Origin of the sequence: Moritella sp. F3 (assembly GCF_015082335.1) — a bacterium.
In the GTDB taxonomy this organism is placed as follows: domain Bacteria; phylum Pseudomonadota; class Gammaproteobacteria; order Enterobacterales; family Moritellaceae; genus Moritella.
In genome coordinates, this window is record NZ_BLRL01000002.1 from 185,409 (window position 1) to 198,630 (window position 13,222).

12 protein-coding genes are annotated in these 13,222 nt (G+C 40.4%); 6 read left to right on the forward strand and 6 right to left on the reverse strand.

The annotated features are described in order from the left end of the window. Positions 1 to 540: 540 nt before the first annotated feature. From JFU56_RS03970 to JFU56_RS03990, 5 genes are all read left to right on the forward strand, one after another. Positions 541 to 2,133, forward strand: coding sequence for an L-lactate permease (locus JFU56_RS03970; protein ID WP_198435993.1), 1,593 nt, complete (start codon positions 541 to 543; stop codon positions 2,131 to 2,133). A 318-nt stretch (positions 2,134 to 2,451) separates the two neighbouring features. Then, positions 2,452 to 2,964, forward strand: coding sequence for a phage regulatory CII family protein (locus JFU56_RS03975; protein ID WP_198435994.1), 513 nt, complete (start codon positions 2,452 to 2,454; stop codon positions 2,962 to 2,964). A gap of 268 nt (positions 2,965 to 3,232) precedes the next feature. Continuing rightward, complete coding sequence (locus JFU56_RS03980) at positions 3,233 to 3,403, forward strand: hypothetical protein (RefSeq protein ID WP_198435995.1); 171 nt, start codon at positions 3,233 to 3,235, stop codon at positions 3,401 to 3,403. Positions 3,404 to 3,474: 71 nt separating this feature from the next. Further along, entirely contained in the window at positions 3,475 to 3,738 is a 264-nt protein-coding gene (locus JFU56_RS03985; RefSeq protein ID WP_198435996.1) for a hypothetical protein, read from the forward strand. A gap of 149 nt (positions 3,739 to 3,887) precedes the next feature. Beyond that, positions 3,888 to 5,537 (forward strand): bifunctional diguanylate cyclase/phosphodiesterase, encoded by a 1,650-nt coding sequence (locus JFU56_RS03990; RefSeq protein WP_198435997.1) that lies wholly within the window; start codon positions 3,888 to 3,890, stop codon positions 5,535 to 5,537. A gap of 18 nt (positions 5,538 to 5,555) precedes the next feature. Here JFU56_RS03990 and JFU56_RS03995 read toward each other — a convergent pair whose 3' ends face one another. The 3 genes from JFU56_RS03995 to JFU56_RS04005 all read right to left on the reverse strand — a co-directional run bounded on the left by JFU56_RS03995 (position 5,556) and on the right by JFU56_RS04005 (position 8,199). Further along, a complete protein-coding gene (locus JFU56_RS03995; RefSeq protein WP_198435998.1) occupies positions 5,556 to 5,909 on the reverse strand; it encodes a hypothetical protein in 354 nt (117 codons plus the stop codon). A gap of 413 nt (positions 5,910 to 6,322) precedes the next feature. Then, positions 6,323 to 7,252, reverse strand: coding sequence for an NAD(+) diphosphatase (gene nudC, locus JFU56_RS04000; protein ID WP_198435999.1), 930 nt, complete (start codon positions 7,250 to 7,252; stop codon positions 6,323 to 6,325). Positions 7,253 to 7,293: 41 nt separating this feature from the next. Further along, a complete protein-coding gene (locus JFU56_RS04005) occupies positions 7,294 to 8,199 on the reverse strand; it encodes a LysR family transcriptional regulator (RefSeq protein ID WP_198436000.1) in 906 nt (301 codons plus the stop codon). Between the two features lie 188 nt (positions 8,200 to 8,387). Between JFU56_RS04005 and JFU56_RS04010 the strand changes: the two genes are divergently transcribed. After that, positions 8,388 to 11,234, forward strand: coding sequence for an FAD-binding and (Fe-S)-binding domain-containing protein (locus JFU56_RS04010; protein WP_198436001.1), 2,847 nt, complete (start codon positions 8,388 to 8,390; stop codon positions 11,232 to 11,234). A 49-nt stretch (positions 11,235 to 11,283) separates the two neighbouring features. On the opposite strand, the gene JFU56_RS04015 is transcribed toward JFU56_RS04010, so the two are convergent. The 3 genes from JFU56_RS04015 to JFU56_RS04025 form a co-directional block, all read right to left on the reverse strand. Continuing rightward, positions 11,284 to 11,754 carry a GNAT family N-acetyltransferase gene (locus JFU56_RS04015; RefSeq protein ID WP_198436002.1) on the reverse strand — a complete coding sequence of 157 codons (471 nt, stop codon included), beginning with the start codon at positions 11,752 to 11,754 and terminating at the stop codon, positions 11,284 to 11,286. A gap of 41 nt (positions 11,755 to 11,795) precedes the next feature. Further along, positions 11,796 to 12,335, reverse strand: a complete 540-nt coding sequence (locus JFU56_RS04020) for a GNAT family N-acetyltransferase (protein ID WP_198436003.1) — start codon at positions 12,333 to 12,335, stop codon at positions 11,796 to 11,798. A gap of 140 nt (positions 12,336 to 12,475) precedes the next feature. Then, positions 12,476 to 13,117 carry a helix-turn-helix domain-containing protein gene (locus tag JFU56_RS04025; RefSeq protein ID WP_242065840.1) on the reverse strand — a complete coding sequence of 214 codons (642 nt, stop codon included), beginning with the start codon at positions 13,115 to 13,117 and terminating at the stop codon, positions 12,476 to 12,478. Positions 13,118 to 13,222: the final 105 nt, after the last annotated feature.

The window sequence follows — 13,222 nt, forward strand, 5'->3', positions numbered from 1 at the left end:
GCTTAGCAATAGATAGGACAAGGGATTTAAGCAGGCAATGATATCGTAAGAAAATAACGTATTATTACTTATAAATAGATAAACTCTATTTTTTGTAGTTGAATTTCATCAAAGTTATTTACTTAATTGTATCAAATCCATGAACCGCTTAATTTATCGATAATGCCGCACCATTTTATTACCGTGTATTATGACAATCACTGTTTCTAATACCGCTACAATCATTTATTGAACATTATAGTGATAAAGCTAAGTCATTGATTATATATCATTTGATGATTTACACTTTTTTACACGTCATTGTTTATGTCACATTTGTCGCCTATACGCCTAATTACATACCTCAAAAGAGGGGTGGAGTTTGTGGCTCAAGCTCTTACAATCCATCCCCCACAAGACACGGGTATTCGATAAACACAGGATTTTAGTTAACTGTACTTTATCAACAATACATTTATACAATATTATAAATAGACTCATGCATCGCTATTTAGGTAATCCGATAGATTGATAGTTTGAGCACACATGGAGTGGGTAGCAATGACATCCCTAATCTTGGCTATGATGCCAATTCTCGTCCTTATATGGATGATGACAAAAAAGAATGGTGTACCTTCGTACATTGCACTACCAGTAACAGCTTTGTTTGTGGCAACACTGCAGATTTTTTACTTCCAAACTGACCTGACACTTATTTGGGCAAACGTGATTGCCGGCAGTTTGTCAGCTATTACCCCAATATCGATTATTGCCGGGGCAATTTTGATGAACCGCATGATGTGTTTATCAGGCGCTGAAAATACTATCAGTCGCTGGTTAGAAGGCATCAGCCGTAATAAAGTTGCTCAGTTAATGATCATTGGTTGGGCGTTTGCCTTTATGATTGAAGGTGCTTCAGGCTTTGGTACACCCGCAGCGATTGCCGCACCTATCTTAGTTGGCTTAGGCTTCCCACCATTACAAGTTGCTATGTTAGCGCTCGTGATGAACTCGGTACCAGTATCGTTTGGTGCAGTGGGTACGCCAACCTGGTTTGGTTTTTCAAACTTAGGTTTAACTGATTCAGCACTGCTTGAAATTGGCCAGCAAACAGCGATGATCCACTTTGTCGCCGCGTTTGTTATTCCTGTATTAGCACTGCGTTTTGTCACATCATGGGCTGAAATCCGCCGTAACTACTTCTTCATTCTATTAAGTACATTGTCTTGTACTATCCCGTATTTCTTGTTCGCACAATGGAACTATGAATTCCCAGCGCTAGTAGGCGGCGCGATTGGTATGACTATCTCGATTGGTTTAGCCAAGTTAAACGTTGGTCTAGGTAAAGTAGCCGCAAGTGCTGACGATAACAATACAGCGAAAACAGTGATCAGCCGTGGCCAGATATTCAAAGCCATGACGCCGACAATTCTGTTAATCGTTATCTTAATTGTGACGCGTATTAAACAGCTTGGTATTAAATCAATGCTGACTGATGCGACTGAAGCATTCTCGGTATCGTTTGGTAGCTTTGGCGACTTTAGTGTTAGCCAAGCGTTAATCTTCAAGTTAAGCAACATCCTTGGTACTAACGTAGCTTGGGCTTATAAAGCGCTTTATGTACCAGCACTTGTTCCTTTCTTATTAGTGGTACTTATTTCTATCCCATTGTTTAAGCTTAAAAGCAGCATGGTTAAGCAAGTGTTTAGCGAAACGGGTAGCCGTATTAAAATGCCTTTCATTACCCTGATTGGCGCATTGATTATGGTTAAGCTGATGATGGCTGGCGGTGAAAACTCCCCTATCCTAATCATCGGTATGGCGTTCTCTGATTTGATGGGTACTAACTGGCAGTTTGCTTCCGCTTACCTTGGCGCGTTAGGTGCATTCTTCTCAGGTTCAGCGACGGTATCAAACCTCACATTTGGTGGCATTCAACAAACGATTGCAACAACCGTTGGTTTACCAGAAACAACTATTCTAGCCCTACAATCTGTTGGTGGTGCGATGGGTAACATGGTCTGTATTAACAATATCATCGCAGTATCGACTATCTTGGGTATCTCGAACAAAGAAGGTTACATCATTAAACGTACAGTTATTCCGATGATTATCTACGGTCTGATTGCAGCAGTAATGAGTACGCTACTTTAACGGTAACGTGTGACATTGCTTGTAGGTTAATGAGTGGGGGGCATCGCCCTGCTTGATAATTTTTTTAAATGAAAACCAACAGTGAGAGCTGTTGGTTTTTTTGGGTATATATTTAAGGGCATAAGATTAAAGGTGACGTATTTAACTATATTGAAATGTTTTATAACTCAAAACGTCTACATGCTTTTAATAATCAGAAATATCCGTTAGCGTCTTAAAAAGTAATACCTTTCTAGTTTAGAACTAGTCTATAAAAGACGAGTTTAAGCGAATAAAAGTATTCATATTGAAATTAAAATATCAAAAAGGACGTTAGAAATGGATAGTAATTTGATGGACAATTTTTTAACCACATTACATGCACATTCAAAAGACATAGGGATCACTAAGATTTACAATGAAGTATTAAAAATGAATGGCACGAAAGTCTCATCAGGTACATTCAGTAATAAATTCACACCGACATCTAAAGAACATAAATTAACGCTAACAGAGTTCATGTCGGTAATGAAAGTTTTAGAATTAGATGATAGTGGGCGTCATGTCAGTGTATTTACAGATATGTTAGAAGTTTTCAACTTGAAGTGTGACAAACACTACGTAGAACCGAATGTCTGTATAAATTATAAATCAATCTCAAATGCATTAGTCGGAACAAGTAAAGAACACGGTGATGTATCCAATGAAATACATGAAGCCCTAAAAAATAATAAAATTAGCCCTACTGAGATAATAAAAATTAAGAAAGAAATAAATGACGAGATTGATGCGTTAGTCAAATTGAAAGCTATTTTAATTAAAGCAAGTAACTCCAATGAACTCATAAAATAATACTATTTGTATCATATTTTAAAATGCATGGGTGATTTCTGCCCATCCATTAATATCCCGATTTATTCCCACCGACCATCCTCATACTTACGTATTTTATTAACACAGCTAAACCTGCTTCGCTCATCAAGTTCGAATGTGAAAACGGTCTATTGATTCACGTGTTCTACAGTTAACTACCACGTTATGATTATTCCATTAGCACTAGTGAGGTCGAACATAAGCTGCCTCTATCATAATTTAAACAGCATAAATACATGGATGGGATATGACAAATAAACTAACAAAGGAAGAGTGTAATGCTTTATTACATGAATTCAATACCTTTGAAATTGATGATGAAATCGAATTACCCAAAGAAATAGTTAATATATTGAAGAGCTACAATATTCATTCAGTAATAATGGAAAATGGAACAGTGTGTAACATTGAAGATTAACCTCATCAGCAAATATTTATAAGAGGTCGATTTAGCATTAATTAATAATACAAACTAAAGGTGAGGTTTCTATGACTAGGACATTAATAGATTTATTCAATTCAAATGCTGAAAATAAAACAAAAGAAGCAATGAGAATGCGCGCATATCATCGCGAAGAAGAGCTGCGCTTAGCAACCCATAAAACAGAAATGATGACGCAACAATTACAACAAGCAGCCATAAGATTGGAAGCTGTAGAGTTAATGTCTCAATATCAAAACTTGAGTGTAAGTCAGCAAACAAGAAGTATGCTTCAATTATCAACACAAACCACAATAGACATCGTTATTTAAGCACCATTAAACAGTCAAATATAATTGTAACCAACTGACATTAGTCAATTTAGTTACGTCCACCGACTGATAAAATAGCTCAATGGTAGATATAAGTTCTATCATAGTCGCAACGATGGACAAAATATTATTTTGAAAAGGAATAACTGATGGGATTATCAGATAAAGGATTAAAGACACAAGAGCAGCCAATATGTTTTACCTGGCGCTTTGAAGCTGAATGGCCAGTCTTATCTGTCACTAAAAATATTGAGCAGTTTGGCTATACCGCTGCGTCATTCCAGTCTAAATTATATCTGTTTTCCGACATTATCCATCCCGATGATAGAAAGCGTATAACTGCAGAAGCGGATACTCTATTAGCAGCTAATACAGAATCGTTTAAACAAGATTATAGAATCATCACCCATAGCGGTGAAATCCGAGATGTATGTGTTTATTCCGGCGTCCTTAAGCCTGGCGACCACACTATATTGTATTCTATCGTCCATGATAAAACCCTGCAGCGCCAAGCCGAGGCAGCCTTAGTCAAAAGTGAACAGCAATTTAGAACCGCGATTGAAACGACATCGGAAGGTTTTTTGATCTTTGATAATCACTTCAATATCACTTTTGCCAATCATGCTCTGTGCCAGTTAACCGGGTATAAACTCGCTGAATTAAAAGCCAACTCTCTCATTTATTACATAACCCCTGAATTCAAACATATTTTTACACCATCTTTGAACAAGCTAGGTATTCAACGGCATTGGCATGAAGATTTTATCATTCGACATAAACATGGCCAGCCGTTAAATGTACGTTTGACAGCGACAGCTATGGATGATGGCTGTGGATTTTCTGCTTTCATTAGCAATATTACCGCCCATAAAAAAGCAGAAGTACAACTGCAAAAGCTCTCAAGAGCTGTCGAACACAGCGCCAGTTCTATTATGATCACCGATAAACACGGCATCATTGAATACATTAACCCGCGGTTTTGCGAAGTAACGGGCTACAGTGAATCAGAGGCTATTGGGCAGACCCCGAGTATTATCAGTACCAAAGAAACGCCACCGGCATGCCATGAAGAATTATGGAGCACCATACTTGCAGGTAAAAACTGGCATGGTGAAACCTTTAATCGGACTAAACTCGGTGCGTATTACTGGTCACTGATGTCGATCTCTCCCGTGATGGATGATCAAGGTGAGATAAGCCATTTTATTAGTGTCAGTGAAGACATCACCACACAAAAAGATCAGCAGATTAAGATAGAGAAAATTGCCCTATACGATCCGTTAACAGGATTAGCTAATCGACGTTTATTGTATGATCGCCTAAATCAATCAGCTGAGATCTTACATCGCCAAAAAGACGCGGGGATCGGAGTCATCATGCTTGACCTAGATCACTTTAAAACCATTAATGATACCTATGGTCATGACGTGGGTGATGAGTTGTTAAAAGAGGTTGCGCATAGGCTCACTGACTGCGTGCGTTCAGAAGACACCGTTTCTCGCCCTGGTGGGGACGAATTCATGATCTTACTGCAGGATGTATTTGCGCCAGAGATTATTAAACCTGTTGCACAAAAGATCCTGAAGTCTCTTCGTCGTGGTATCAACATTGAACCATACACCTTTCACATCACCTGTAGCATCGGGATTAGCATCGCTCCATTACATTCCCATGAATCGAAAACATTACTGAAATATGCCGATCTAGCCCTTTATAAAGCCAAAAATTGTGGCCGTAATAATTTCCAGTTCTTTGACACTAGTATGCATGTGAAACATCTAGAGATAAGTAGAAGGTAATAATGAATTAAGAGGGCACTAACAATCACTTTCTTTCGTGATGTTATATGTATTTAACGCACCCGTTTTAAATGAAAAGTCGACCTCTTTACACATTGCATGCGTTGACGATGAATAGGCTATTTTTCCTGTCGCATGCACGACATTATCATAATTCGATGTAACCACTATTTTACTTTGTAAATCACCACTTCCAACACCAACCTCAGCCATTAAATCAAAAGCATCAATCCACTTTTCCTTTACCGCCATCTGTAACATGACACTTTTAGCTGACGCAGCCACTTCCTTAGGTTCGGCATAAAATTTATTGTAACTAAGGTAGCTTAAAGCTAATAAAACGAGGATGGATAATATGCTACTTTTATTCATTGAGTGGCCTTAACACGAAAAAACACATCCTTTATTCTATAACCCTTTTGAATGAACACAACAGTGAGACAACTCTTTAGTGGTACCTTTGCATTTAATTACACAGCACGGATTTTACAACGGTGTATGGCGCTATATAAGAAGAATGAGAAAGGAGGGGTATGAAAAGAGTAAGGCTTAATATTAAACGATCAAAAAAATCCCACTTACTGCAAATAAGTGGGATTTCACACAAAAGATAATGAATTTCTTTTATGATTTAGACTTTCGCCTGCATGGCAGGTGTATCTTGCTAATACGCCGTCATTATATTAGCTAAGCTAATATCGTATAACTCGTAAAAATACCTGATAGTCACCAATATCTGCAGTCAAATACCATAAAAATACGAAAATGCGGGGAATGATCGGTGCTTACTCGCCTAAACTAACCCAGTGATCAATTAAATAACGTGAAACCGAATCAACTCTAGGTACTTTAAAACCAGGCGCGTCATCACCCCACTCTCCAAACGATTGTAATTCTGCTCGGGAGAACCAGCGCGCATCATCAATTTCATGTTTATCGACTTGGATATCATCGCTACAGGCGTCAGCAATAAAACCGAGCATGATAGATGACGGGAACGGCCAAGGTTGTGATGCTAAATACTGCACATTAGTGACCCTGATCCCCGACTCTTCCATCACTTCACGCGCGACTGCTGTTTCTAATGTTTCACCTGGGTCAACAAAACCCGCTAGCGTTGAATATACACCTTCTGGCCACTCAACTTGGCGTCCTAGTAGACAACGCTCAATTCCATCGGCAAATAATTTACGCACCACCATGATCACAGCAGGATCGGTACGCGGAAAAGTTTGATGCTGGCAATCAGGATTAGTACATAAACGTGCATGCCCTGCCGCTACAGGCTTGTTCACGATGCCACAACGACCACAAAAACAATGTGAACGATGCCAAAAAGCGAGACCTCGAGCTAGCGCCATTAATGAAGCGGATGGATTATCTAACATCACCGTCATTTTGCGTAGATCGCGAAACTCACCTTCAAGCAAAAATACTGCAACTAACGCTTCATCCACATGGGTCAAATCCAACGCAAAGTAAGGCGTACTGGCAGTTCTTTCATCCAATCCTAAAAATACAGCGTCAGTTAAATCAAGATGTTGAACAGCATCAAATGTTAAAAACAGTGCTGAACTATCAGCTTGGCTAAAATAGTTTTGGTCTGTATGAATTAATACCCAACGGCTATCATTATTCTTTTGGCTTGCTAGCCACTCAGGGCTTTTACGTTGATTCGATGCACGGTCGAGTAACATCTCAGTATATTTAAGCATTATAATCTTCCTTGCCTGTTTGCTTTTCGATGAACCGTAATTTAACTAAAATTGTCAGCTTGGCGTTGATAAAACTGATAGATATGTTCAATAAACAGTTTCACTTTTAATGGCTGTAATTTGGTATACGGATAAATAGCGTAAATGCCCAATGATTTAGCCACTTGTTGCGGTAATACCTCAACTAAAGTACCCGATTGTAAATCATCGGCCACCAGCACTTTAGGGACATATATCAGGCCTAAATTAAACAACGCCGCTTTGCGTAATGCCGCCGAATTATTGGCACTGAAATTACCCGAGATCTTAACGCTGTAGTCTGCTTCTCGGCCTTTAAATAGCCATTCATTCGCGCCACTTTCCTGCTGACTATAAGCCAAGCAATTGTACTTATCTAAATCTTGAGGACGTTTTGGAGTGCCGTTTTTAGCTAAATAGGTTGGTGATGCGCAGATCACCCACTGCGCTTGCACCAGACGCCGCGCAATATAACTCGAGTCTTGCAGCGCACCAGTGCGGATAGCCAAGTCAAAGTTATTATCAATCAAATCAACAAAGCTATTATCTAAATCCATGTGGATATGAATATCGGGATAACTAGCACTAAAATCTGCAATCGCTTCCGCTAATATTATTTCGCCAGACACGGTCGGCACAGTTAAGCGAATTGAACCCGATAAGCTATCCCCTAGCCCATTCATGGCATCAACGGCACCTTGCACAGATTGATAAATGGTTCTGGCATGTTCAAAAAATACTTTGCCCGCTTCCGTTAATGTTAACTTACGCGTGGTACGGAAGATCAGCTGTACACCCATCTCTTTTTCTAAACGGGTGATGTGTTTACTCACCACTGACTTCGTTAAACCAACAATATCAGCCGCTTTACTAAAAGAACCTTGCTCTATTAGGTGATAAAAAATTAAAAAATCATCGGTACTTCGCATTATTGGTCCACTTTATGAAACAGTCATGTGTAATCGGGCTAGTATATCAAACAGTGCTAGATCGGTACTATATACAAACAGTATAAATACTATGTTTAATCTCGCATCATTACTAAATTTAAATAAACATAATGTGGCACATTAACGACAAAATAAAAATAACATAGCTGCATTATCAGGAGCCTATAATGTCTGACCCGTATCACGTATTAATTAGCAAATTACGCCAGTCCATCGATGATAAATGTATTATCACCGACCCTACGCTAACTTTAGCTTATGGAACGGATGCCAGCTTTTATCGCTTAATACCAAAGCTGATCTTACAACTGGCTAATTTAGACGAAGTGGTATTGGTCATCAAGGCTTGTTATGACCTCGCTATTCCAGTGACATTTCGCGCAGCAGGTACCAGTTTATCAGGGCAAGCACTGTCAGACTCTGTGCTTATTATGCTTACATCAGATTGGCGCGAACATAAAGTACTCAACAATGGTAAACAAATCTGGCTACAGCCGGGTATTATCGGTGCTGAGGCCAACAAGATATTAGCCCCTTATCAACGTAAGATCGGGCCCGATCCAGCTTCTATCAACACCTGTAAAATTGGTGGTATTGCAGCAAACAATTCATCCGGTATGTGCTGTGGTACAGCGCAAAACAGCTATCAAACCTTAGCGGGTATGACAGTGGTATTGGCTGATGGCACAGTACTAAACACGTTAGACAGCTATAGCGTCGCGCAATTTAAAATCAGTCATAAAGACATGCTCGATGATCTAACCCAACTTGCCCAAGCCTGTAAAGACAACGTCGTATTAGCAGATAAGATCCGCCACAAATACCGCCTTAAAAACACCACAGGTTATAGCCTTAATTCGTTAACCGATTACAGCGATCCGATTGATGTATTACAGCATTTATTTATTGGCTCAGAAGGCACGTTAGGCTTCATTGCTGATGTTACTTACAATACGGTGATCGACCATAGCTTTAAAGCTACAGGTCTGTACTTGTTCGCAGATATTGAGCAAACCTGCTTAGCCGTGAGCGAACTTGCTAATACCAGTGTTGCGGCTGTGGAATTAATGGATAATCGCGCTTTAAACTCGGTTGCAGATAAACCGGGTATGCCAAGCTTTATTACTCAACTTGCTGCTGACAATAATACCGAAGCAGCTGCGCTACTCATTGAGATCCACGCAGAAAGTGATGCAGATTTAAACCAGCAAGTGATCCAAGTTAACACCTTAATTGACCAACTGAATCCAACCGAAGCAGTCGAGTTTAGTACGGATACCAAGGTATATAACCAACTGTGGGCGATCCGTAAAGAGTTATTCCCTGCCGTCGGTGCCGTGCGAGAAGTCGGCACGACAGTGATAATCGAAGATGTCGCCTTCCCTATCGAACAGCTCGCACCAGCAGTACGCGACCTAGAAGTTTTATTTAAGAAATATAATTACGATGAAGCGATCATTTTCGGCCACGCCCTCGCGGGTAACTTGCACTTCGTGTTCACCCAGGCTTTTGAAACAGAAGAGGAAATAACTCGTTACAGTGGTTTCATGGATGATGTGGCGCAACTTGTTGCTGTTGAATATCAAGGTTCACTAAAAGCAGAACACGGTACAGGCCGTAATATGGCGCCGTATGTCGAGCTTGAATGGGGCAGTGAAGGTTATGCCTTGATGCAAGACATCAAACGTATCTTTGATAAAACTGGTATTTTAAATCCCGGCGTGATCTTAAATGATAATAAAGACAGTCACATCACTGATTTAAAAGTGATGCCTGCGGCAGATGATATTATTGATAAATGTATCGAATGTGGTTTTTGTGAACCGGTTTGTCCATCACGGGAGTTATCGCTGACACCACGCCAACGTAATACCGTATACCGTGAAATCAGCCGTTTGCAACGCAGCCAAGAAGATCCTGTGCGCCTTGCTGAGTTAGAAAAGTCATTTAAATATCTCGGCATTGATACCTGTGCCGCAACAGGGTTATGCGCAGAGCGTTGCCCTGTTGATATAAATACTGGCGACTTGATCCGTAAATTACGCCAACAGCATTCTCCTATCGCTAACGTGATAGCTCGTTGGAGTAGTGATCATTTCGCCGGACTAACAAGTGCAACCCAAGCTAGCTTAACCGTCGCTAACGGTATTCACAGTGTATTAGGGACTAAAACCATGCGCACTGTGACCAAAGCAACTCACAAGCTCAGCGGTGGTGCGGTGCCATTATGGACACCAAGCATGCCGAGAGCAGCAGGTAAAGTGAAGCGATTAGCTAGCAATAATGAGCTAGCTCTGGCACATAAAAAGGTTGTTTACTTCCCTAGCTGCGCCGCACGTAATATGGGCACAGCCAAAAATGCCATGGATAACCGCCCACTGGCTGACGTGACTCAAGCTGTTCTACAGAAAGCTGGTATCGAAGTCATTATGCCAAGTAAGCTATCTGAAAAATGCTGTGGTATGCCATATAAGAGTAAAGGATTTGTGGACACTGCACTGAGTAAATCACAGCAGTTAGAAGCAGCGCTTTGGGAAGCGTCAGAGCAAGGTAAATTACCTGTGTTAATGGATACCAGTCCATGTGCTAGCACTAGTATTGAGCTGATGACCAAAGACATTGCCATCTATGAACCTTTCCGCTTTGTGGCAGAGTTTGTAATGGAACATGTGGATATTACCCCACAAGCAGAGCCTGTGATGCTACATGTGACTTGTACTTCACGTAAGCAAGGTTTAGCTAGCGTGATGGAGAAAGTCAGTCGCGCCTGTGCAACAGAAGTAATTATTCCAGAAGACATCCAGTGTTGTGGTTTTGCTGGTGACAAAGGCTTTACGACGCCCGAGTTAAACGCATCGGCACTATCACCATTAGCGCGCCAAGTCCCGAGTAATTGCAGCGAAGGTTATTCCAATAGCCGAACTTGTGAGATTGGCTTATCCGAGCACAGTGGCATTGAGTATCGCTCTATCTTGTATCTGGTAGATAAGGTAAGTGAGAAGCGAGTAGGTTAATCATACGAGTTAAGTGCTATTGTGGTTAGTACTTAACTTGTATGATGGATTAAGGTTGGCTACGGCCTACTTTAATCCTGTTACTTTTACTTTTACTTTTACTTTTACTTTTCAATACCAAATAATCCCCTACACTTCCCGTGCCTTTACCCACTTCAACAAAGCTTTTTCGCAGATAAAATTGCAGCGCTTTTTCATTCTTCACCATGCATTTTAATATCTGCGGTCTGCCATTTAATTTACTCAGCATGGTTAACAATCTCGTTCCCACACCAATGCCTTGTGAATCCTCTGCCACAAACAAATGATGAATAAAATTATCTGGCTCATAAACGGCAATAAAGCCCAGCAACTTGCCATCCGCTATAGCTAAATAAAGAGTGTCATCGGTGATATGTTCATCAAAATCTTTTATCTGGTAGCCACTGCTATCTAGCCACGTAAATGTTGACGTTCTCGTCACCATATACAACGCACGTAATGCCGGTAAATATTCAGGTGAATATGCGACCACTTCCATATCTATTATTCCTATACTATCTATCCCATACAATGAACGTGTTAGCGCAAATCGGTACGGTGGATGCCATAAATAGCGTGATCGATGATGTCGCCATTGATGTTTTCATAATTACTGATGATGCCTTCTAAGCTCATATTCAAACGTTCACATACTCTGCGACTGGCGGTATTTTCAGCTGCCGTGCATATCTCGACTTTATCCATATTTAACTCAGAGAATGCGTATTCGATTAAAAAACTGACCGCTTTGGTCATGATGCCCATACCTTGATATTTTTGGCTTAACCAATAGCCTACTTCGACCTTTTTTAATTCTTCATCAATATTATTAAAACTGACATTACCCACCACAGTATGCTGATAAATCAACGCGCACGTCATTGATTTCCCCTCAGCATAACCTTGCAATGACTTACGCACGAATTCAAGAAAGAAGGCTTCATTATGGGCATGTGTCGCCCATCGTAACCATTTAGATAAATATGCCCGCTCTTCAGTGACGATATCTAAATAACGTCCCGCAAATGACGGTTGTATGATAGCTAGCTGTAAATCAGGACCAATATTTAGTGTAAACATTAGCACTCCTTAATATAATTTATATACTTTCATACTAAAGCTTACTAATACCCCAAACAAGGTAGCCGATCACATATATAACATAAACATATTTTGCTTGAAAGCTAACTACACGATGAGTCACTCTGGGTATGATTAATTTAGGTATAACAGATGATGTTATGAATGGTCATCGGTTTATCAGTCATATTACGATAACCGTGATGCTGGTCTGCGTTAAATTTAATACGTTCGCCTTGCTGCAAGCGATGCCATTCTTGTTCAGTACCATCCGCAGCTCGCGCTAAGTAATATTCCATCGCGCCATCAACTGCAATGATGTGCTCTATCACACCCGCATTATGTGGCGCCGAGATATGCTGACGTTGCGGGTCTAACGTTATCTGAAACACTTCAATCTTAGTCACCGCATCATAAGGAAATAGCGTCACAATCTTAATATCATGCTCGTTATTTTCTAGCGTATTTGTAGATACAGACGTCTGAGTTGTCGCCAGCCCTAAGTCGGTTAAAAAATAAGACAGCGGCAACTCAAAACCATTAGCTATATTCCATAATCGCACCACCGTTGGGCTCGATTCGCCGCGCTCGATTTGTCCGAGCATCGCTTTAGATACACCAGTATGCTGACTGGTTTTATCTAAGCTCCAACCTTTATTACTGCGCGCGGCTTTAAGACGAGAACCGAGCGATGCATGAATATTAATAATAATGCCTCTTGTGAATGAAATAGCGATAATAGTAATGATACCAATCACGATAGAAACTGCGATTAATGGCACTAAACAATGATGACATTAATAATAGCCCTTGTGCGTTATAACATACAGTGTTATTTTGCAGACACAGGTCGTGCGCTATAACGCACAGTGAATTGTCAATGCAAC

Coding starts and splice junctions, on each gene's coding strand:
- JFU56_RS03970 (WP_198435993.1), top strand. CDS start 541: ATGACATCCCTAATCTTGGCTATGATGCCAATTCTCGTCCTTATATGG.
- JFU56_RS03975 (WP_198435994.1), top strand. CDS start 2,452: ATGGATAGTAATTTGATGGACAATTTTTTAACCACATTACATGCACAT.
- JFU56_RS03980 (WP_198435995.1), top strand. CDS start 3,233: ATGACAAATAAACTAACAAAGGAAGAGTGTAATGCTTTATTACATGAA.
- JFU56_RS03985 (WP_198435996.1), top strand. CDS start 3,475: ATGACTAGGACATTAATAGATTTATTCAATTCAAATGCTGAAAATAAA.
- JFU56_RS03990 (WP_198435997.1), top strand. CDS start 3,888: ATGGGATTATCAGATAAAGGATTAAAGACACAAGAGCAGCCAATATGT.
- JFU56_RS03995 (WP_198435998.1), bottom strand. CDS start 5,909: ATGAATAAAAGTAGCATATTATCCATCCTCGTTTTATTAGCTTTAAGC.
- nudC (WP_198435999.1), bottom strand. CDS start 7,252: ATGCTTAAATATACTGAGATGTTACTCGACCGTGCATCGAATCAACGT.
- JFU56_RS04005 (WP_198436000.1), bottom strand. CDS start 8,199: ATGCGAAGTACCGATGATTTTTTAATTTTTTATCACCTAATAGAGCAA.
- JFU56_RS04010 (WP_198436001.1), top strand. CDS start 8,388: ATGTCTGACCCGTATCACGTATTAATTAGCAAATTACGCCAGTCCATC.
- JFU56_RS04015 (WP_198436002.1), bottom strand. CDS start 11,754: ATGGAAGTGGTCGCATATTCACCTGAATATTTACCGGCATTACGTGCG.
- JFU56_RS04020 (WP_198436003.1), bottom strand. CDS start 12,335: ATGTTTACACTAAATATTGGTCCTGATTTACAGCTAGCTATCATACAA.